The 20,163-nt window shown below is 41.6% G+C and carries 21 protein-coding genes and 2 pseudogenes; 18 read left to right on the plus strand and 5 right to left on the minus strand.

What is annotated here, in order from left to right:
• Both M3226_RS10710 and M3226_RS10715 read left to right on the plus strand, forming a co-directional pair.
• Positions 1–186, plus strand: a pseudogene (locus tag M3226_RS10710) (IS4 family transposase); the annotation flags it as partial.
• A 379-nt stretch (positions 187–565) separates the two neighbouring features.
• Positions 566–988: a CBS domain-containing protein gene (locus tag M3226_RS10715; RefSeq protein ID WP_251565148.1), complete on the plus strand. Its 423-nt coding sequence runs from the start codon at positions 566–568 to the stop codon at positions 986–988.
• A gap of 135 nt (positions 989–1,123) precedes the next feature.
• On the opposite strand, the gene M3226_RS10720 is transcribed toward M3226_RS10715, so the two are convergent.
• Positions 1,124–1,384, minus strand: coding sequence for a hypothetical protein (locus M3226_RS10720; protein WP_251565150.1), 261 nt, complete (start codon positions 1,382–1,384; stop codon positions 1,124–1,126).
• 289 nt (positions 1,385–1,673) lie between these two features.
• A pseudogene (locus M3226_RS10725) lies at positions 1,674–2,528 on the minus strand (DNA-directed RNA polymerase subunit alpha); the annotation flags it as partial.
• Between M3226_RS10725 and M3226_RS10730 the strand changes: the two are divergent.
• Complete coding sequence (locus M3226_RS10730) at positions 2,504–2,767, plus strand: hypothetical protein (protein ID WP_251565153.1); 264 nt, start codon at positions 2,504–2,506, stop codon at positions 2,765–2,767. The pseudogene M3226_RS10725 and the gene M3226_RS10730 overlap by 25 nt on opposite strands.
• 756 nt (positions 2,768–3,523) lie before the next feature.
• On the opposite strand, the gene M3226_RS10735 is transcribed toward M3226_RS10730, so the two are convergent.
• A complete protein-coding gene (locus M3226_RS10735) occupies positions 3,524–3,913 on the minus strand; it encodes a hypothetical protein (protein ID WP_251565155.1) in 390 nt (129 codons plus the stop codon).
• Positions 3,914–4,153: 240 nt separating this feature from the next.
• Here M3226_RS10735 and M3226_RS10740 point away from each other — a divergent pair, with 240 nt between their 5' ends.
• A complete protein-coding gene (locus M3226_RS10740; RefSeq protein WP_251565157.1) occupies positions 4,154–4,486 on the plus strand; it encodes a YnfA family protein in 333 nt (110 codons plus the stop codon).
• A gap of 82 nt (positions 4,487–4,568) precedes the next feature.
• On the plus strand, positions 4,569–5,543 hold the full coding sequence (locus M3226_RS10745) for a bile acid:sodium symporter family protein (protein ID WP_251565159.1): 975 nt from the start codon (positions 4,569–4,571) through the stop codon (positions 5,541–5,543).
• A 38-nt stretch (positions 5,544–5,581) separates the two neighbouring features.
• On the opposite strand, the gene ade is transcribed toward M3226_RS10745, so the two are convergent.
• Both ade and M3226_RS10755 read right to left on the minus strand, forming a co-directional pair.
• Positions 5,582–7,324 carry an adenine deaminase gene (gene ade, locus M3226_RS10750; RefSeq protein ID WP_374110584.1) on the minus strand — a complete coding sequence of 581 codons (1,743 nt, stop codon included), beginning with the start codon at positions 7,322–7,324 and terminating at the stop codon, positions 5,582–5,584.
• A gap of 18 nt (positions 7,325–7,342) precedes the next feature.
• Positions 7,343–7,813 carry a nucleoside deaminase gene (locus tag M3226_RS10755; protein WP_285857807.1) on the minus strand — a complete coding sequence of 157 codons (471 nt, stop codon included), beginning with the start codon at positions 7,811–7,813 and terminating at the stop codon, positions 7,343–7,345.
• Between the two features lie 434 nt (positions 7,814–8,247).
• Between M3226_RS10755 and M3226_RS10760 the strand changes: the two genes are divergently transcribed.
• The 13 genes from M3226_RS10760 to M3226_RS10820 all read left to right on the plus strand — a co-directional run bounded on the left by M3226_RS10760 (position 8,248) and on the right by M3226_RS10820 (position 20,103).
• Positions 8,248–9,312 (plus strand): XdhC family protein, encoded by a 1,065-nt coding sequence (locus M3226_RS10760; RefSeq protein WP_251565163.1) that lies wholly within the window; start codon positions 8,248–8,250, stop codon positions 9,310–9,312.
• Complete coding sequence (locus tag M3226_RS10765) at positions 9,305–10,177, plus strand: FAD binding domain-containing protein (protein ID WP_251565165.1); 873 nt, start codon at positions 9,305–9,307, stop codon at positions 10,175–10,177. The genes M3226_RS10760 and M3226_RS10765 overlap by 8 nt, the downstream gene beginning before the upstream one ends.
• A gap of 16 nt (positions 10,178–10,193) precedes the next feature.
• Positions 10,194–12,485, plus strand: coding sequence for a xanthine dehydrogenase subunit D (gene pucD, locus M3226_RS10770; RefSeq protein WP_251565167.1), 2,292 nt, complete (start codon positions 10,194–10,196; stop codon positions 12,483–12,485).
• On the plus strand, positions 12,476–13,015 hold the full coding sequence (locus tag M3226_RS10775; RefSeq protein WP_251565169.1) for a (2Fe-2S)-binding protein: 540 nt from the start codon (positions 12,476–12,478) through the stop codon (positions 13,013–13,015). The genes pucD and M3226_RS10775 overlap by 10 nt, the downstream gene beginning before the upstream one ends.
• A 7-nt stretch (positions 13,016–13,022) precedes the next feature.
• On the plus strand, positions 13,023–14,426 hold the full coding sequence (allB, locus tag M3226_RS10780) for an allantoinase AllB (RefSeq protein ID WP_251565170.1): 1,404 nt from the start codon (positions 13,023–13,025) through the stop codon (positions 14,424–14,426).
• An 18-nt stretch (positions 14,427–14,444) separates the two neighbouring features.
• Positions 14,445–14,747, plus strand: a complete 303-nt coding sequence (locus tag M3226_RS10785) for an urease subunit gamma (RefSeq protein ID WP_251565172.1) — start codon at positions 14,445–14,447, stop codon at positions 14,745–14,747.
• Between the two features lie 179 nt (positions 14,748–14,926).
• Positions 14,927–15,262, plus strand: a complete 336-nt coding sequence (locus M3226_RS10790) for an urease subunit beta (RefSeq protein WP_251565174.1) — start codon at positions 14,927–14,929, stop codon at positions 15,260–15,262.
• Complete coding sequence (ureC, locus tag M3226_RS10795; protein ID WP_251565176.1) at positions 15,252–16,964, plus strand: urease subunit alpha; 1,713 nt, start codon at positions 15,252–15,254, stop codon at positions 16,962–16,964. Before M3226_RS10790 ends, ureC begins: the two co-directional genes overlap by 11 nt.
• A gap of 26 nt (positions 16,965–16,990) precedes the next feature.
• Positions 16,991–17,437: an urease accessory protein UreE gene (gene ureE / locus M3226_RS10800; RefSeq protein WP_251565178.1), complete on the plus strand. Its 447-nt coding sequence runs from the start codon at positions 16,991–16,993 to the stop codon at positions 17,435–17,437.
• Positions 17,430–18,116 (plus strand): urease accessory protein UreF, encoded by a 687-nt coding sequence (locus tag M3226_RS10805; RefSeq protein WP_251565180.1) that lies wholly within the window; start codon positions 17,430–17,432, stop codon positions 18,114–18,116. Before ureE ends, M3226_RS10805 begins: the two co-directional genes overlap by 8 nt.
• Before the next feature lie 25 nt (positions 18,117–18,141).
• Positions 18,142–18,753 (plus strand): urease accessory protein UreG, encoded by a 612-nt coding sequence (ureG, locus tag M3226_RS10810; RefSeq protein ID WP_251565182.1) that lies wholly within the window; start codon positions 18,142–18,144, stop codon positions 18,751–18,753.
• A gap of 6 nt (positions 18,754–18,759) precedes the next feature.
• Positions 18,760–19,572 carry an urease accessory protein UreD gene (locus M3226_RS10815; RefSeq protein WP_251565599.1) on the plus strand — a complete coding sequence of 271 codons (813 nt, stop codon included), beginning with the start codon at positions 18,760–18,762 and terminating at the stop codon, positions 19,570–19,572.
• Between the two features lie 75 nt (positions 19,573–19,647).
• Positions 19,648–20,103, plus strand: coding sequence for an SRPBCC family protein (locus M3226_RS10820; RefSeq protein ID WP_251565184.1), 456 nt, complete (start codon positions 19,648–19,650; stop codon positions 20,101–20,103).
• Positions 20,104–20,163: the final 60 nt, after the last annotated feature.

Genomic DNA, 20,163 nt, shown 5'->3' on the forward strand with positions numbered 1-20,163 from the left:
CAAAGCGAATGGGCGATTCAAAATCAAGTGTTTATCGCACTTATTGTTTTTTGCCTACATGTTCTTGTGCAAATCGAAACTAGAAGCAAGCGAAAAACCTTACAAATTAGTCGTTTTTTAAGGGCAGCATTGTGGAAACCAGCGAATATCTGGCTTCGAAAGATTGAAGGAAAGGCTACTCCTTGATAAATAAAATGTCGTCGTCACATAGGTCTAATTGTAAATAAATTTCCAAATGGATGGAGCCACCTTTGATTGGGTATTTACTTTTTTGGCTCTAAATAAGAAAGATGACTAAACTGAAAATTACGACATTTTTAATGCAACACTAGTGCTATTAGCTCTTGAAACATTTCATCAATTAAACAGCATTCTTTTTCACCTTCCATGCAGAATTGACCCTTCAAATTTAGCCATATCAGGTCCTTCACTAATGCCAATTGAAACCATTGTTACCTGCTTTAGTTCAAATGCCTCCCTAAAATTCTGGTAAGTAATATTTTAATTCTGGATGGAGAAAATACATTTGACAAAAGATTGTAACGAAAAGGGAGGAAAGGAAAAAATGACAAAAGTACAAGATTTAATGTCAAAAGATGTAAAGGTATGTACACCGCATGAGCCAGTGACAGCCGCAGCAAAAATTATGCGTGATATTAATTGTGGTTCAGTTCCTGTTTGTGAAGGTAAAAAAGTGGTGGGAATGATGACAGACCGTGATATTGTCCTTAACTGTGTTGCTGATGGAAAAGACTGTAACTCAATCCATTGCCATGATGTTATGACTTCAGATGTAATTACCTGTTCTCCGGATACAGATGCACATGAATGTGCTCGTATGATGTCTGATAATCAGATCCGCCGTATCCCTGTGGTCCAAAATGGAGAATTGGTTGGCATTTGTGCTATTGGTGACCTAGCAACAGTTGACATTCATATTAATGAAGCAGGGGATGCGTTAAGTGATATTTCTCGACCGCTTCAATAAGAAATTTTCATATTAATAAAACAAGGAATAAACCAGGGGAAACAGGTTTATTTCTTGTTTAATTCAGGAGCGTGTAGGTATTGTTTTCTAAGTAGTGAATTACCTACTTAATTTATTCTCATGATTTTTGTAAGTCTATTTTAAAATTACATAATCAGAATGAAGTGGCTCACTTTTGAAGTGATCGCTCTGGATCAAATTAATATTGACAAATACAGCTGTGTAACTCCCGATATTCATCCCACCATTCCCGTAATCCTTCTGTGTTTTTAAGTAGATACCCGATGTCAATCTTGCTTGATCGTCCGTTAAATATCTCATGATGGCACCCAATAAACGGCTGAGGCGCATTTTTTCGTCTTCACTTTTTCTATTAAATTGGGGTTGAACGTTCAACGTTCATGTTTTCCTCTATGTTCTCTTCGTTAGCTGGTTCGTTTTGACTTGGAGTGTCTTTTCCCTCCCAATATTTTAATAATAGTTTTAAAATATACTCCACCATATATGTTATTTTATATTATATCTTATCATATAAAGTTATCTTTAATTCCGTTTGACAATATCATGATTACTATTAAATAATACATATAAAGATATTAACCATTGGAAAAAGTTAACGTTATTGGATATAAACAAATTTATTTTTGATCTTCAGGGTCAGCCTCTCTTTTCAATAAGATGGATATTAATCATCGTTGCGTACGGCTAGACCCATACTTTCTAATTTATCTATGATCTCTTTTAAAGATTTTTGTCCTAAGTTGCGTAATTTTCTTATATCTTCTTCGGACTTATTAGCTAAGTCATGAATCGTATTAATGCCATTGCGTTTTAGACTGTTAAAAGAACGAACAGAAAGGTCTAAATCCTCAATAGTCAGGTTAAGAATTTCTTTATCTTTTGAAACTTCTTCTCTTTCCAACATAATTTGGCTATCTTGTAATTCAGGATTAAGTCCTACTAAAAAAGTAAGATGTTCCTTAAACACTTTTGCACTTTCAGAAATGGCTTCGCTAGGCCCTAAACTTCCATCTGTCCAAACTTCAAAATATAACCTTTCAAAACCATCCAATTGACCTACACGAGTGTTCTCAACTAAATAACTGGCGCGTGTAACCGGTGTATAGATTGAATCTATTGGTATGACTCCTACTTGAATGCCATCACGTTTGTTTTGCTCTGCAGGAACATAACCGCGTCCACGTTTTGCAGTTAGGCGCATTCTAAAATGTACATTTTCTTTAAGGGTAGTAAGATGCAAATCGGGAATTAAGACTTCTACATCACTATCATGAGAAATATCAGCAGCTGTTATTGTACCGGTTCTATGTACATCGATCATCAATTCTTTCTCATCGTCAGAGAGAATATTCATAGATAATTTTTTTATGTTCAAAATGATAGTTGTTACATCTTCTTCTATCCCATCAATAGTTGAAAATTCATTCTGCACCCATCTATTTTGTATGGAAGTGACAGCGGCACCGGGGAGTGAAGATAAAAGGATGCGACGTAATGAGTTGCCAAGTGTCGTTGCAAATCGTTTACCGAAATCTTAAAAGATCTCCCTCAGATATGGCGGAATGGGTAGAATCCTTACAAACAAGAAGAAAGAAGTTAGATACTTATAAGGAAATAATCCGATCCTGGCTGAGGGAACATCCTGATATGTCAGCAGCTCAGGTACAAGATTGGCTACAGGAAAGGAATCCAGCACTAGAGATAGGTGAAAGCACTGTGAGGGCCTATGTCCGGAATAGCTTCATATTCTCTTGGTGATGTCTCTTTCTATATCTTATATTCATTACGTAGATAAAAGTAGCAGTAGTAGGGTTATCCCCTCCAAATCCAATGAACAAATATTTGAAGGAAAACGATGCACAAATGTTTTTAACTTGTTTAAGTTGATATAAAGGGACTTCAGGAAGAGATTCATCTGCAGACGGAGAGTAATTCTCCGTTTTTTTATTTATAGTTCGATATCTTTGGTTGTATTTCCATATACATTTCCCACTTATCCACCTTTTCTGTACCCTCCATTGATGTATGAATAAATTCATAGTCATCTTACAATGGAAGAGGCTTATATTTTACTGGTACATTTGGGTAAATAAGTGTTTCATCTAATCAAGCGAAAACTGTCTACTCTAGTTTAGCAGTCACAGATGCTGCCGCCGTAAAAGTCCACTGCAACAATTACATTGTTTATATGCGTGATAAATGGGTGAAATGAATATTTCGTTAGGGGGTTTTTGAATTAGAACTTAACAAAATTTGTCTTAGGGTTGATAGTGATAATATAAAAGCGATTAAATCCTATAAGTGAATAGGATTTATGGAAAAAGGGATTTTAAGACAAGAGCGATTAAGGAAATTTCGAGTTCGTTGGACCGTTTAAGAATGAGCATTCTTAAACGTAAGTTTTTAATAAAGAAATTTCCTTGGGTTTGTATATAACGTTAATAGTAAAATGGCTGACTCCTTTAATTTAAGAGTCAGCTAGTCTTGAAAAAACTTGAAAAAATCGAACTGTTTTTATTGCCCCCACTTCATCGCAACAGTTAACGTGCAGCAGTTCATCGGCTGCTGCTGAGTAGCTTGTGTCGTTAGGGTAAAGTTTACGCCGGTCGGTGTAAATTTAGTTATAACAGGGACTCTTAGACCAATCGTTTTAATTAATTGATCGACTTCAGCATTTTTTCCTTGCTGTGCTGCACTCATTACTTTTTGTGCAAACGCGGCATTTCCTAACCGATCTAACAAGATACTTCCTTGTGCCATTAACAGCCGAAACGATTTGACCGACCCTTCAAAGATTTTCGTATCGACTGGGGGATACATACGAGGGATTGGATAGTTAACGGTATAGGTCGAGTATACCGGCATGGGAGGAACAACCGGATAATAAAAAGGGTTGTAGTACATTGTGTCTCTCCTTCCATAATAAAAAACAAGACAATATACGTTATGAAAAATGGAGGTCTTTTGTTCCATGTCGATAGTGGTTACGAATAGGAGAAATTATCAAAGCGGTACATAGTCTCCATCTTTCCAACCGGATATTATTTTTTATGTAAGCCCTTAGGTGTATGTATTATCTTTTCCTAATTTTATTTATATGGAAATTTTGATTAAAATAGTGATGGAACCATTTTAGGGGGAGTGATGATCATTAATCAAGCAATTATATTGTTTATTCTTGCTGGGCTAGCTGAAATTGGAGGGGGGTACTTGATTTGGCAGTGGCTGCGTGAGGACAAGCCACTGTGGTATGGAATTCTTGGCGGAATTATATTGGTTGTATATGGGGTAATCCCCACGTTTCAAAAATTCCCCTCCTTTGGAAGGGTGTATGCTGCATATGGGGGCGTCTTTATTATTCTCGCTTTACTATGGGGATGGGGCGTCGATAAAAAGACCCCTGATTTATACGATTGGATTGGTGCGATCATCTGTCTGATTGGTGTTTCGGTGATCCTTTGGGCGCCAAGACATTAAGAATTTTATTTTTTCGATTCACGAAGTTTTTTAATCTCTGCAAAGAAATTGTGGTATTCTTTGATAGGGAGGAGAGATTAACATGCTGCAAAATTTAAATAAACGTCTTGTTAAAATCATGCCGCTTATCACTCCAGTTAGTGTAGTATTGGGCGTTCTGTTAAGCACTTATATAAAGGATTTTTCTTATTTAATTCCATGGATTTTTGCCTTCATGACCTTTGAGGGAAGTTTAAGTTCCAATTTCCGCTCATTAAAAGATGTGATTGTCCATCCGTTTCCTATATTTCTAGCGATGCTGATTTTACATGTTCTTATGCCGCTATGGGCCTGGGGGATTGGTCATGTTGCTTTTTCAGGAGATGTATACACGATTACAGGACTTGTGCTTGGTATGGTGATTCCAACGGGTGTCACGAGTTTCATTTGGGTTTCAATCTATAAGGGGAATATTCCCTTGGTTTTATCGATTATTTTAATCGATACGTTATTATCTCCGATTATTGTTCCCTTAACCCTGTCATTATTTATTGGTCAAAAGGTCGAAATGGATACGATTAGTATTATGAAAGGTATGTTGGGGATGGTGGTGATCCCGTCATTAATCGGGATGACTTTAAACCAGCTGACAAAGGGGAAAGTGAAAGAACAAATAGGGCCAAGCCTTGCTCCTTTTTCAAAAATTTGTTTAGGCATTGTTGTGATGTTGAACGGATCGGTCGTTGCCCCTTATTTGAAACATATTGACCTTAAGCTGGTTAGCATTATAGTAATTGTCTTTTTCATAGCTTTAACTGGTTACTTGTTTTCCTTCTTTGTAGGGCGATTAATGAAAAGGGGACAGAGTACTGTGATTACACTGACGTTTACTGGCGGGATGAGAAATATAAGTGCGGGTGCAGTATTAGCGGTTTCCTTTTTTCCGGCAGCAGTTGCTGTGCCAGTTGTTGTAGCGATGCTATTTCAGCAAGTCCTGGCTTCATTAAATGGTCATTTTGTTGAGCGTTTTTATAGTAAAAAGGAAGTCAGCAATCAGAAGAAGTCAATTGCTTTATAGATGTTAAAAAAGCCAGTTTGAAGAAACTGGCTTTTTTACTATGCATCATTGCTAATATGCTTAAATGTGGAAACCTGAAATAAGCCTTGATCTGTCAGCTTTAACTCCGGAATCACTGGCAGTGATAAAAAGGAAAGCGTTAAGAATGGATTAAAGTGGTCGTTCGCTCCTAACGTACGAAGAGCCAGATTTATCTCATTTAATTTACTGTACACTTCCTGATAAGGGCGATCAGACATCAACCCTGCAATAGAAAGCTCTAATGAGGCAATTACTTCCCCTTGATTAACAACTATCATCCCACCTTGCATATCTTTAATCGCGTTAGCTGCAACAACCATATCGTAATTATTAGTGCCTGCGATGATAAGATTGTGCGAATCATGGGCGATGGTGGTAGCGATCGCCCCTGATTTTAGACCCAAGCCTTTCACAATACCCAAGCCAATTGCACCTGTCATATGATGGCGTTCAATCACGGCTAACTTTAACTGATCGGCTTCTATAGATGGTCGAAATAAACCAAGTTCACAGGTATCTACTTCTTCAATTTGATGAATCGTTACTAGACTGTTAGGAATAATTTCAATAATATTCGCCTTCGTATCCTTTAAAAGGATCTGAAAACTATCCTCTTCTAACTCATGAAACCGGACAGATTCCCTTATGGATGCAGATATAGAAGGAGTTGCGTTCCCTAGTTTATCGATTAGCAAGCCATCTTTGACAACAGCAAGCCCATCTTTATATACATCGGTTATTTGGATAGTTTCCAGGTTCTCAAAAAGGATGAAATCAGCTTTATATCCAGGAGCAATGGCTCCTTTGTCATCTAGACCAAAACATTCAGCCGCATTAATGGACGCCATTTGAATAGCAGTTAAGGGAGAGAGCCCTGAAGCAACCGCCAGTCGAACGTTATGATCAATACTGCCTTCGTGAACCAGGTCATCCAGGTGCTTATCATCTGTCACAAATAGACAGCGGCGGGCATTACGCTCATTTACAACAGGAATTAACTGATTCAAGTCCTTGGCAACTGTGCCCTCACGAATCATCAAGTACATTCCTCTGCGCAGTCGCTCTCTTGCTTCGTCAGCTGTTGTACTTTCATGATCTGTTCGAATGCCCGCAGACATATATGCATTTAAACCAATAGCCTTTAGGCCGGCTGCATGGCCATCGATTTTTTTACCCAAATGTTTGGCGTCATATATTTTACTGACCATATCTTGTTCCGCGTTTACCACGGCTGGGTAGTTCATTACTTCTGCTAATCCCAGTACTCGCGGATGTTGATAAAAAGGCTTTAAATCCTCAGCCGTAAGTGTGGCACCGGAATGTTCGAAGGCTGTTGCCGGCACGCAGGAGGGGAGCATAAAGTAAAAGTCAAAAGGAAGGTTTTTAGTTGAATTAAGCATATATTGTATGCCGGGCGCCCCTGATACATTGGCAATTTCGTGGGGATCCGCAATTACGGTAGTAACCCCATGGAGGAGGAGGACCTTGGCAAATTCCCTTGCTGTTACGGTAGAGGATTCAATATGGACATGACCATCAATGAAAGCTGGAGAAATATAACAGCCTTTTGCATCAATGATGTTTTTCCCACTGTATTCTCCAATCCCTGCAAAATACCCGTCAACTATAGCAATGTCGCCTTCCATTATTTCTCCATTAAATACATCAACAATTTTTCCATTCTTAATGACGGTATCTGCAGGTTCTTTTCCAGAGGCCACAGAGATTCTTCTTTCTAATTGATTTCTCTCCATCTTCAACATCCTCTTTTTGTCAGATTAATATTCCACCTTATTTTGTGTTTTTTCCCATGTTCTAAACGGCAAGTCGCCATTAGCAGGGAAAATTTGTTTCATAGGGATTTTTCGTGCTTCGAAAGGTAATGTAAGCTGGTCATAAATAAATTGATCATCGAAGCCGATTTTGGCTGCGTCCTCTTTAGTACAGGCATAATAAACAGCTTTTGGACGTGCCCAATAAATGGCGCCAATGCACATTGGGCATGGTTCGCAGCTCGTATAGATTTCACAGTCCTCAAGCTGAAAGCTTTTTAGAGTCTGGCAGGCCTCGCGGATTGCCTGAACCTCAGCATGGGCTGTGGGATCGTTTAAGGCTGTAACTTCATTACGGCCTCTGCCAATAATTTTCCCCTCTTTTACTACTATAGCTCCAAATGGTCCACCATGACTGTTCATCACATTGGTTAGAGCCTCATCAATGGCTTCCACCATAAATTTATCAGCTGACATCATAATCTCCCCAATCGTCTATATATTAAACGTTTGTCATTATAGGTGTATGCCTTGTAATAGGAAAGTAAGATTTCCCTTTTAAACTTGAGATATATTATTCTATAACACACGCATATTTTCTCCTTTGTCGTAAGGGTTTCTGACAGACTTTTTCAAAATAGCCATTGTAAGAAAGAATGCCAACGATATGACGGTTAAAGATTGAAGGTCCAGACTTTGTAATTCTAAAAAATAAAAATTTTCATGTTAGATTATATGACGCCAATGTAGAAGCTATCTCCACTTTTGGATATTATTAGTGAAAAGCTGATGATAGAAACTTTAACATTTTCCTTAGTTACATATTCTCACCCATCCAACTGAGCCAAAATTAGAGAGATAGAACATGGTTGTTCTTAGGAGGTCTATTAATAAATTTAAGGGGGGCTTGTATGGACGGGATACATGAGATTCTAGACGCGATTGTCGGGTCTGCTAATGATGATGTCCTTGCTACGATTATTCGCGTAGAAGGATCAGCTTATCGAAAAGAGGGGACTTCCACGCTGTTTCGAGGTGATGGAACGCAAATAGGTCTTCTAAGTGCCGGCTGTCTTGAGACGGATTTGTCCTTTCGAGTTCAAGAAGTCATAAACCAAAGAAAAACAAACACCGTTGTTTATGATTTAAGGGACGAAGACGATCTGTCATGGGGGCAGGGGGCAGGCTGTAACGGTGTAATAAGTGTTCTGTTGGAACCGATTGATGCCTGTTTTCGTGAGCATCTCTGTAAATTAAAGTTCCATTTAGATAATGGGAACCGTGTGACGGTGATAAAAAAATTAGCGAAAGACAATTCGGTTACTGACTATTTGTTTATCACAGATCATCAACAGCTGTTTGGAAAGTGGCACGGAAGAGTACCCCTGCAAATAAAAAGGCTTGTAAATGATATACATCAAAAAATACCGAAAAGTGGAATTTCTTATTTACCGGAATTATCAGCTGATATTTTCATCCATTGCTTTGAACCAAAGCCGCGGTTAATTGTCTTTGGGGCTGGCCGGGATGCCATTCCATTAGTTAATATGGCAGCTCAAGCAGGCTTTTCCGTCCTTGTCTCTGATTGGCGCTCGGCGTTATGTAAAGAAGAATATTTTTCGGAGGCTAATCAATTAATTGTGGGTTTTCCGAATGAAGTGATGCCTATGCTGACTTTATCCAGCTTAGACTCTGTCATCATCCTTACACATCATTTCCAAAAGGATCGAGAATTGTTACATCTTCTAAAAGGTAAAAACTTAAGATATTTGGGTGTGCTGGGCTCAAAAGATAGAACGCAACGTTTGCTTGATGGCCAAGAAATTCCGCCGGAGATTAAGAGCCCGGTTGGATTGCCAATAAGGGCGGAAGGTCCAGAGGAGATTGCGGTTAGTATTGTAGCGGAACTAATTCAGAGACAGCGGACAGAGCGGCCTGAGATGGTAATGGAAAGGAGCTGGTCGAGTAATGATTAGACAGGGAGCAACGATGTTGAACTCGCCAGCGGTTTGGCTTCCGGATAATCTGGCAGCAGCCTGGCAATTAAAACAACAGTTAGGTGAAGAGGCTAGCTTTATCGCGGGAGGAACACTCATGCAGACTCAGTGGCAAAAAGGTACGGATTGCCCCCGCCATTTAATTAGTTTGGAACAGATTAAAGAAATGCAAGGTTGTGAGAGAGCTAATTTTAACGGAGAAGCTGGTATCCGGATTGGTGCTTTAACCACACTAGCAGCTTGCAAGGATCACCCTTCACTTTCAAAAAATATCCCCTTATTAGCAGAAGCTATAAGAAATGTTGCAGCACTGGCTGTTCGTAATCGTGGAACGATTGGCGGCAATATTGCGGGAGGATTTGGCGATATAATTCCTGCCCTTTTGGCGCTCGATGCAACCTTATCCTTTTATGATGGAGGTAAAACAAAACTAAAAAGATTATCAGATTGTCTAGGTAAATCAGATGCTGCAATTCTTACCGCCATTTATGTTCCTGACAATAAAGAGCTTAAAGGGAAGAGTTATTTTTATAAAAAGCTTGGATACAGGGAGGCATTTACCCCTAGTATTGTAACCATCTCCGGCTGCTGTCAGCTCAACGAACAAAAGGAGGTCGAGTACATTCGCCTTGCTGCGGGGGGAGGGACAACGCCGCCTCAACGACTGGCCGGGGGTGAAAGATTAGTGGAAGGTTGCAAATTATCCAATGAACTCTTAAAAAATCTTTTTCAAAAGATAAAAGATGAATTCAATGCAGCAACAGATATGTTTACCACGGCAGAATATAAAAAAACGGTCGCTGCCAATATGATTGTTTCAAAGATTGCAGGCTATGCTGGTTAGAAAAGGAAGGGATCTTATGGCATTACAAACTAGCCTTTCAGAGCTGAAAAGAAGGGTACGTCCTGATGGTCCCGAAAAAGTGACCGGCAGAATGAAATACCTTACAGACCTAACGTTTCCTAACATGTTATATGGGGAAATTTTAAGAAGCACGGAGCCACATGCCAAGATTGTATCTATTTCGGTCGATGAAGCAGAGCAGCTTCCAGGTGTTAGGGCGGTTGTCACTTACAAGGACGTTCCTGGTTTGAATGGTTTTGGACTTATTTTTCCGGATCAGCCAGTTTTATGTGAAGACCGCGTCCGCTATGTCGGAGATGCTCTAGCTGCTGTCGCGGCAGATACAAAGGAAATCGCCGAGCAGGCATTACGGTTAATTCGGGTTGAATACAAGAAGCTGCCAGTAGTTGATAGTCCCGAGAAAGCTCTTCAGCCTGATGCCCCGCTTCTTCATCCAGGAGGCAACATTCTACATCATCCTTATTTTAAAAAAGGAGATGTGGAAATCGCTTTTCAAACATGCGCTATTGTTGTCGAGGAAACCTACGAGTTGCCAAGACAAATGCATGCCTATATGGAAACCGAGGGCGGCGTGATTGTCCCAGAACCAGATGGGAAATTAACCGTTTATGTAGGGACGCAGCATGGTTTTAAGGACCGGTTTCAATTGGCAAGAATTCTGGATATGCCGGAAACGGATATCCGTGTAGTTTCAAGCCCAATGGGTGGTTCCTTTGGCGGGAAGGATGAATTAAATATTCAGCCATATGGGGCATTACTTGCACTCGCCACAAACTGTCCTGTCAAAATTCATAACAGCAGACAGGAATCGGTCAGAGCAGGGCTTAAACGCCATCCAATGAACATTACAATGAAAACGGGAGTGGATCAAGAGGGGAATATTCTTGCCCATAAGGTAAAAATTATCGCCGATACTGGGGCGTATGCCACTTTAGGTCCTGCCGTTTTAGATTTTGCTGTGGAGCATGCACCAGGTCCCTATATCATCCCACATATGGAAATAGAGGGATTATCTGTTTTTACCAATAATGGCGTATCAGGTGAGTTCCGGGGCTTTGGCGGGAACCAAATCACGTTTGCATTAGAGGGGCAAATGGACCGGCTTGCTAATAAGTTGAATATGGATCCAGTAACATTCCGTTTAAAGAATTTAAGGAAAGCGGATGATCCTGGGCCATTAGGACAAAAAATAGCTCCTACGAATGGAGCATCAGATGTCCTTCAAGCGATTGAACGTTCCCATGCTGAAAAATCCAAGAGGTGGAAGCAGGAGGAACTTGATAAATGGAAGGTGAGAGGGACTGGCATTGCCCTCACGATGCATGGAGGCGGACTTGGAATCGACCGGAATGATCCTGCCGGCGGCCGGCTTTCTTTTACAAAGGCCGGGAAAATTGAAGCCGCCTTCGGGTTTGAAGAGTGTGGTCAAGGTCTTTTGGCCGTGATTGAAACCTTACTAATAGAAGAATTCGAGTGTACAGAAAAAGATATTAAGATTGTTATAGGAGATACCGCTTTGGTACCTGTCAGCGGTTCATCGACTGCCTCAAGATCAACAAGTATGGTATGGCAGGCACTAATGAGAATGAAGGATTCCTTTCGGAAGCAAGTTTTAGAACTCGCACAGATGATTACAGGGATTTTTGCTGATCAGCTGCGAATGGGACCAAGGGGAATCTGGAAGGTTGGAGAGATGGACGCTTCGGGACCTTTTATTACTTTTACCCAGCTGGCGCATCAGATGCCAACTGGCCGGTCAATTAATGTCCACACTTCGTTTAACTTTCCAACGAGTCCTGATGCAACAGTGGGGGGAAGTCACTATCTTTATGCTTTTGCAGCTGTAATCGCCCACGTAGAAGTGGATTTGTTAACTGGCCAAGTGAAGGTGAGCACAATCGACCAAGCGGTAGCGGCTGGCCCTGTTGTCAGCGCATTGGGATATCTAGGTCAAATAGAAGGAGGAGGCGTAATGGCCCTAGGCTATACCATGATGGAGGAAGCCGTCATGGATAAGGGAATCTATCTAACTGATAACTTTGATAACTATTTTATTCCCACCATTTGTGATGTTCCCTACAACACGAATGTTGAGGCGATTGAAAAACTGGCGGCGGGCGACCCATTTGGTCCAAGAGGGGTGGGGGAAATTGGAACGGTTGCGGTTGCGCCGGCGATTGTTCGAGCGATTTATGATGCAACGGGCTGCTGGGTGAATAAGCTGCCTGTTTCTCCTGAATTTTTATTAAAATCGATCAGTTTAGGAGAGATGAAACCATGGATATGAAACATGTCATCCAGAGTATGGACCTGCCAATAGCTGCCCCTAAAATAGAGCTTACCCTTACTGTAAATGGCGTCCTCCATCAGTTAGAAGCAGCACCAGCAGCAAGGCTTGTGGATATTTTACGGGAGGAACTAGGGCTGTCAGGTACAAAAATGTCCTGTGAGATTGGCCGCTGTGGTGCCTGTGCCGTTCATATGAATGGTCAATTAGTTAACTCATGTCTGGTTATGGCCTATCAAGCAAACCATACCTCCATTCATACAATAGAAGGACTAGAGGAGGATGAATTACATCCGATTCAAAAGGCGTTTTTAGAAGAGGGAGGATTTCAATGCGGGTATTGCACCCCGGGGATGATCATGGCTGTTAAGGCATTGCTTGATTCAAACCCCAGCCCTACTAAACAACAAATACAGGAAGCACTCTCGGGGAATTTATGCCGTTGTACGGGATATGGCGGAATCATTCGTGCAGTGGAAAAGGCGATTACAAGCTTAAAAGAAAATCAGGTTACTAACATCGAGGAGTGATTGACCGATGGCTAAAGTACTAACTGAAGTAGTTAAGGAGGATAAAAAGACAAAAGAGCTATTGGTAAAGAATGGCCTTGTTTTTACTGAGGGAGGCTTTAAAGATATCACCATTAAAATTGTTGATGAGAAGATTGTCTCACTGGTGGAGAGTGAAGCAGGTCCAATTTTGGAGACAGCGGAAAACATTATCGATGCAAGTGGCTGCCTAGTGGTTCCCGGATTTATCGATGCCCATGTTCATTTTAATGATCCAGGCAGAACCGATTGGGAAGGGATTGAGACAGGAAGCCGTGCTGCCGCAATGGGAGGGACGACGACCATTTTTGATATGCCGCTCAATTGTTCCCCATCTACCATAAGCTTACAAAATTTAACTGATAAGAGAGAGTATTTAACGTCATTATCCCATATCGATTATGCCCTCTGGGGCGGGATGACTGGTACTAACCTAAATAATAGACAGGAATTAGCCCAAATGAGTGAGGGAGTGATTGCCTGGAAGTCATTTATGAGTGAAAGCGGGATCGATGACTTTCAATACTTATCTCCCACTGAATTGAAACAAGCCATGCTAGCGGCAAAGGACCATGGCAAAGTACTCGCCCTCCATGCGGAATGGGAAAAGGATATTGCTAGACTTATAGCTTTTAATAAACAGCATCCATGGCTGAATGAACGAAGTGCTTATTTAGCGAGCAGACCGATCTCGGCAGAAGAAAAGGCAGTAAGTTATGCGTTAGAGCTTGCCGCCAAATTTGGAACAGCTCTTCATTTTGTTCATATTAGTTCACCAAAGGTAGTTCGTCTAATTGAGGAGGCTAAAAAAAGTGGTGTAAACGTAACGGTTGAGACGTGTCCTCATTATTTAATTTTTGATGAAGAGGATTTTCTTCGTGAGGGTGCGCTCCTAAAATGTGCCCCGCCATTAAGACCACGCCAAGAGGTAGAAGGACTATGGGAATGTTTGGCAGACGATATGATTGATACGATTGGGTCTGACCATTCTCCATGTCTATTTTCCATGAAAGCAACCGATTCGATCTGGGATGCTTGGGGTGGTATCCAAGGAGTTCAATTTACGTGGCTGGCAATGGTGGATGAGGCTTTGAAACGTGGAGTGCCTCTTAAACAGATTTTCCCTTTAGGAACATCCAATGTCGCAGACCGTTTTGGGATTGAGGAAAGAAAAGGAAGAATTAGTCCGGGGTTAGATGCCGATTTAGTTTTCTTTTGTTTAGATGAAACGACTGTTGCCGAAAAAGAGTCTTTTGGATTTCGAAATGCCTATTCCCCTTATGAGGGCCGAGTATTTTCAACCAAGGTTAAGAAGACGATGCTGCGTGGCAAGGTGATTTATGACGATCAAAAGGGAGTAACAAATGAAAAAATGGGTGTCTGTCTGAACTAAGGGAGTGAGGGAAAAGGAATGAAACTTACCCAGAGGGAGCAGGAGAAATTAATGGTCGTGGTGGCCGCCGATTTAGCGAGGCGCCGGAAGGACCGCGGCTTAAAACTTAATTATCCGGAAGCAGTTGCGCTCATAACGTACGAAATTATGGAGGGAGCAAGGGATGGCAAATCGGTTGCGGAATTAATGAGTGCGGGGACCAAAATTTTAGCCTCGGAAGATGTCATGGAAGGTATTCCTGAAATGATTCGGGACATTCAGGTCGAGGCGACATTCCCTGATGGCACAAAACTAGTAACCGTACATCAACCGATTCAATAGAAATTTCGGGTTTTAGGGCTATTCAACCAAATTAGTGAGTTATTCTACGAAACTAAGGGAGTTTTCTACGTTTTCTAGGATCAATTCTACAAAAATTAAATTATTTCTACGAAATAACCAAACAATTCTACAAATAATGTAGAAAATTTACAATATGCCAATTTTACGGAGTGAAAAGTATGATTCCAGGTGAATACCGCTTAAGAAAGGACCCAATTATTTGTAACCAAGGAAGGCCTGCTTCAATGGTCATGGTGCTCAATCTTGGGGACCGACCGATCCAAATAGGGTCACATTTTCATTTTTATGAGGTAAACGCAGCACTGCAATTTGACCGCGATCAAACATTTGGCAAACACTTAAATATCCCTGCAGGCACGGCTGTAAGGTTTGAACCTGGCGACACAAAAGAAGTAGAGCTCGTTCCCTTCGCGGGCCGCCGCGAGGTTTATGGATTAAATAATCAAACAAATGGTCCTCTAGAAACTAAAAAGGAGGGACATCATGAGCTTTAGAATGTCGAGAAAGCAATATGCGGATATGTTTGGTCCCACAACAGGGGATGCCATCCGCCTTGCTGATACTGATTTATTTATTGAAATAGAAAAGGACTTCGCCGTTTATGGCGATGAAGTGAAATTCGGAGGCGGAAAGGTGATTCGGGATGGGATGGGACAGCATCCGCTCGCAACCCGAGCAGCCGGAGCGCTCGATACTGTGATTACCAATGCCATTATCGTCGATTATACTGGAATCTATAAAGCGGACATCGGGATTCGTGATGGACGGATTGCTGGTATAGGTAAAAGCGGAAATCCGCTCCTGATGGAAAAAGTGGATATGATTATTGGGGCCTCAACAGAGGTCATTGCCGGCGAAGGGATGATTGTCACGGCCGGCGGTATTGATGCTCATATTCATTTTATCAGCCCGCAGCAAATTGAAACCGCCCTATCCTCAGGGATTACGACCATGATTGGAGGCGGCACGGGACCTGCGACTGGAACCAATGCCACAACCTGTACACCAGGTGAATGGAATATCCATCGTATGTTAGAAGCAGCAGAGGAATTCCCTATGAACTTGGGGTTTTTAGGAAAAGGAAATGCGTCAGCACCAGAATCGTTAATTGAACAAATTAATGCTGGGGTCATTGGCCTAAAGCTTCATGAAGACTGGGGGACAACGGCATCGGCAATCGACCATTGCCTTAGGGTTGCTGACCAATATGATGTCCAGGTCGCGATCCACACCGATACCTTAAATGAGGGCGGGTTTGTCGAAGATACCTTGGCAGCGATCAATGGGCGGGTCATCCATACATATCATACGGAAGGCGCAGGAGGCGGGCATGCCCCTGATATTATTAAGGTTGCCAGCTATCCCTATATTCTTCCGTCTTCTACTAATCCAACCCGTCCCTATACAAAAAATACCTTAGATGAACATCTTGATATGCTGATGGTATGCCATCACTTAGACCCTGAGGTACCGGAGGATATTGCCTTTGCCGATTCAAGGATTCGCAAAGAAACGATTGCGGCTGAAGATATTCTCCATGATTTGGGCGTATTCAGCATGATTAGTTCCGATTCACAGGCGATGGGCCGTGTGGGAGAGGTCATTACCCGTACATGGCAAACTGCGGATAAAATGAGAAAGCAAAGAGGAAAGATGCCAGAGGATACGGGTGTGGGCGACAACTTTCGGGTCAAACGCTATATTGCCAAGTATACGATTAATCCGGCGATTACTCATGGTATTGCGGAGGAGGTTGGTTCTATTGAGGCAGGAAAACTGGCCGACCTCGTCATCTGGGATCCGGCATTTTTTGGTGTTAAGCCTGAGCTGGTACTAAAAGGCGGTATGATTGCCCACAGTTTGATGGGTGATCCGAATGCTTCAATTCCTACTCCGCAGCCTGTATTATACCGCCCTATGTTCGCTTCCTATGGAAAAGCAAAATATTCTACTTCGATTACCTTTATGTCTAAAGCAGCGATTAATCTTGGTGTACCAGAGCAGCTCGGATTAAAAAAACTCATCAAACCGGTCCAGGGAATTCGTCACTTAAGCAAGACAGATATGAAGCTAAATGGTGAAATGCCCAAAATAGATGTGGATCCACAAACCTATGAGGTCATGGTGGACGGGGAACTTGTGACCTGTGAACCGGCTGAGATTCTACCGATGGCCCAGCGCTACTTTTTATTTTAAAAGAGGATCAGTAAAGGGGGATAAAGATGATTATTGAACAAATCGTTGGGAATGTTGAGGATATCCCATCATCTGGCAGGCATATCGAAAAGGTCTATTTATCAAGCGATGATTTGGTGAAGCGCATCCAGCGGGTGACTACCGACCATGGGAAAGAGGTGGGGATTCGTTTAAAGGAGCCTAAAGATCTTATAGAGGGCGATATATTATATATGGATGAACACAATATGATCGTCATAAGTGTCATGAATGATGACTTGCTGGTGATTCACCCTGCGAATATAAAGCAAATGGGGGAGATTGCCCATCAGCTCGGGAACCGTCATTTGCCTGCTCAATTTGAAGGTGAAGATATGCTCGTCCAATATGATTACCTTGTTCAGGAGCTCCTAGAACAATTAGATGTACCGTATTCTAGGCAAATAAGAAAAGTAAAAAAGGCCTTCCGTCATATCGGTCATCATCATGGATAACCAGCTATTAGCTTTGCTGCAATTTGGCGATTCGAACTTTCCTTCAGGAGCCTTTTCCCATTCATTTGGTCTGGAAACCTATATACAGGAAGGCACGATTCATGATAAAGAAACATTCTTTAGTTGGATTAGCATGTTTTTGAAAAAACAACTTGCTGCAACTGATGGGCTCGCCTGCCGGTTGGCTATTGATGCCTTAAGACAGAAACAAATAGAGGAGGTTTGGGCCCTCGACCGAAAGCTTTATATACAAAATATTCCTAAAGAAACCCGCCAAGCTAATAGGAGAATTGGCGAGAGGCTCATTAAAATGGGCAGGGATTTATATTCAATTCCATTATTAGAAGATTATCAGATGAAAATAAAACAAAGTGAAGCCTATGGACATCCTGCTATTGTATTTGCGATTATTAGTCAATTTTTAAAAATAGACCAATATCAAATTATGTTGACCTTTCTATATTCCACTGTCGGAACACTAGTTCAAAATGCGGTACGCGGTATTCCGCTAGGTCAAACAGCGGGCCAACAAATTCTTTTAGAGCTTCAGCCTTATTTAGTAGAAACGGTAAAACAAATAGACAAAATGGAGCATGATGATTTTGGTGCAGTTGCCCCTGGGATTGAAATTGCCCAAATGCGTCATGAGAGGCTGCATGTACGGTTATTTATGTCTTGAAAAATAAAAGAAAGAAGGGGAGAAGATGGAGCCTATACGAATTGGAATTGGCGGGCCGGTTGGAGCAGGAAAAACCATGCTGGTCGAGCGGTTAACGAGACATCTAAATGATGAATTTAAAATGGCTGTCGTAACGAATGATATTTACACAAAGGAAGATGCCCAATTTTTAATTAAAAATAGTGTGCTGCCTGGTGACCGAATAATTGGCGTGGAAACAGGAGGCTGTCCGCATACCGCGATACGGGAAGATGCATCAATGAATTTTGCCGCGATTGATGAATTAAAGGAAAAACATCCTGACCTTTCGATTATTTTTGTCGAGAGCGGAGGGGATAACCTGGCTGCTACCTTTAGTCCGGAACTGGTCGATTTCTCTATATACATAATTGATGTTGCCCAGGGGGAAAAAATCCCGCGTAAAGGCGGCCAAGGCATGATTAAATCAGATCTGTTTATTATTAACAAGATTGATTTGGCACCGTATGTGGGGGCGAGTTTGGAGGTCATGGAATCAGATACGAAGGCAGCCAGAGGTACCAAACCATACATTTTTACGAATTTAAAAACCGATACAGGCCTTGACCAGGTAATTGATTGGATAAAAAAGAATACGTTGTTAGTAGGATTGGGATAGGTGGAAATGTGGACTGGATACCTAAGCCTAATGGCTTCCAAAAAAGGGGATCACACCATTTTAAAGGACTCGTATTCAGAGGGGGCTTTTAAAATCACCAGACCCGTTTACCTTACCACAAGCGGCGAGGCTTATTTTTATATCATGAATCCCGGTGGAGGCTACGTTGACGGGGATACCTATAAAATCGATATTGGGGTGGAAGAAGCGGCAAGCGCGGTTGTGACAACCCAATCCTCTACCAAAATTTATAAAACACGAAATCGACCGGCTTTTCAAGAGACGAACATCTATTTAAAAAGTGGAAGTGTTTTAGAGTATTTGCCAGACCCTGTCATCGCCTATCAGAATGCTCGTTTTAAGCAGACGATGGTGGTGAAGATGGAGGTAGATGCTTCGCTCATTTGCTCGGACATTTTTACCCCGGGCTGGGCTCCTGATGGAACTCTTTTTCAATATGACTTCCTCCAGTCAAAAATGGAAATTTACATGGGGGATCGATTGGTACTTTTTGATCATGTTAAATTACAACCCGACAAAGATATTGAAGGGGTTGGCATGATGGAGGGTTATACTCATTTTGGGTCATTGATCGTTATTGATCATCGGATTAATTCAGCTGCGGTTGAGGAACTGCAAGAAAGGTTTGATGAGTACCTGGATGCTAGAATCGGTATATCGATGCTGGGCGTTCCGGGTTTTGTGGTGAGAGTTTTAGCAAATTCGACACAGGGGATTGGAAAGGTCCAATCCATCTGTCATGAAACCATCCGACGGAACATATTGAAAACAGATCCTGTTTTTCTAAGAAAATATTAATCGGCAGGTGGTTTGGACCACCGCCGATTTTTTCTTTATAATAGAAATAATACTTTACCAGTTTTGGAGGGCCAGATGACTAAATTATTTGTGGACAAGACAATTGAAATTAATGCACCTGCATCAAAGGTTTGGGGTGTCTTAACCATTAGTGAATTAAATCGTCAGTGGGCAGTCGAGTTTTCAAGCGGTGGGCCAGAGTTTCATCTAGAGTCAACTTGGGAGTTAGGAAGTCCAGTCTATTGGAAAGGCCAGGACGGAACTGTAATTGTTGAAGGGAATGTAACCGCTGCCCTGCGAAACAAACTTCTCCGTTTTACTGTCTTTGATGTTCGAATGGCAGAAAGACCAAAGGTTACTGAGCAAGATGGAATTACCTTTCAATTAGATGAAGTGGAAGGCAAGACGACCCTTCATATTCTCCAAGGTGATTTTTCGGCGATGGCAGATGGTCAAATCTATCGAGATGCCAGCGCTGAAATTTGGGATAAGGTCCTGCCGAGAGTGAAAAAGATGGCGGAGGAAAACTAAAGCCGCTATTAATCGGGTTAGATATTTTTATATCTGACCTTTTTTGGTTATGGTAAAATT

This window comes from Neobacillus cucumis (assembly GCF_023715505.1).

What these genes read in the sequence shown, in the direction of transcription:
- M3226_RS10740 (WP_251565157.1), top strand. Translation starts at nt 4,154, where the DNA reads ATGATCATTAATCAAGCAATTATATTGTTTATTCTTGCTGGGCTAGCT.
- M3226_RS10760 (WP_251565163.1), top strand. Translation starts at nt 8,248, where the DNA reads ATGGACGGGATACATGAGATTCTAGACGCGATTGTCGGGTCTGCTAAT.
- M3226_RS10775 (WP_251565169.1), top strand. Translation starts at nt 12,476, where the DNA reads ATGGATATGAAACATGTCATCCAGAGTATGGACCTGCCAATAGCTGCC.
- ureC (WP_251565176.1), top strand. Translation starts at nt 15,252, where the DNA reads ATGAGCTTTAGAATGTCGAGAAAGCAATATGCGGATATGTTTGGTCCC.
- M3226_RS10765 (WP_251565165.1), top strand. Translation starts at nt 9,305, where the DNA reads ATGATTAGACAGGGAGCAACGATGTTGAACTCGCCAGCGGTTTGGCTT.
- pucD (WP_251565167.1), top strand. Translation starts at nt 10,194, where the DNA reads ATGGCATTACAAACTAGCCTTTCAGAGCTGAAAAGAAGGGTACGTCCT.
- M3226_RS10785 (WP_251565172.1), top strand. Translation starts at nt 14,445, where the DNA reads ATGAAACTTACCCAGAGGGAGCAGGAGAAATTAATGGTCGTGGTGGCC.
- allB (WP_251565170.1), top strand. Translation starts at nt 13,023, where the DNA reads ATGGCTAAAGTACTAACTGAAGTAGTTAAGGAGGATAAAAAGACAAAA.
- M3226_RS10730 (WP_251565153.1), top strand. Translation starts at nt 2,504, where the DNA reads ATGAGTTGCCAAGTGTCGTTGCAAATCGTTTACCGAAATCTTAAAAGA.
- M3226_RS10820 (WP_251565184.1), top strand. Translation starts at nt 19,648, where the DNA reads ATGACTAAATTATTTGTGGACAAGACAATTGAAATTAATGCACCTGCA.
- ureG (WP_251565182.1), top strand. Translation starts at nt 18,142, where the DNA reads ATGGAGCCTATACGAATTGGAATTGGCGGGCCGGTTGGAGCAGGAAAA.
- M3226_RS10815 (WP_251565599.1), top strand. Translation starts at nt 18,760, where the DNA reads ATGTGGACTGGATACCTAAGCCTAATGGCTTCCAAAAAAGGGGATCAC.
- M3226_RS10805 (WP_251565180.1), top strand. Translation starts at nt 17,430, where the DNA reads ATGGATAACCAGCTATTAGCTTTGCTGCAATTTGGCGATTCGAACTTT.
- ureE (WP_251565178.1), top strand. Translation starts at nt 16,991, where the DNA reads ATGATTATTGAACAAATCGTTGGGAATGTTGAGGATATCCCATCATCT.
- M3226_RS10790 (WP_251565174.1), top strand. Translation starts at nt 14,927, where the DNA reads ATGATTCCAGGTGAATACCGCTTAAGAAAGGACCCAATTATTTGTAAC.
- M3226_RS10715 (WP_251565148.1), top strand. Translation starts at nt 566, where the DNA reads ATGACAAAAGTACAAGATTTAATGTCAAAAGATGTAAAGGTATGTACA.
- M3226_RS10735 (WP_251565155.1), bottom strand. Translation starts at nt 3,913, where the DNA reads ATGTACTACAACCCTTTTTATTATCCGGTTGTTCCTCCCATGCCGGTA.
- M3226_RS10745 (WP_251565159.1), top strand. Translation starts at nt 4,569, where the DNA reads ATGCTGCAAAATTTAAATAAACGTCTTGTTAAAATCATGCCGCTTATC.
- M3226_RS10755 (WP_285857807.1), bottom strand. Translation starts at nt 7,813, where the DNA reads ATGTCAGCTGATAAATTTATGGTGGAAGCCATTGATGAGGCTCTAACC.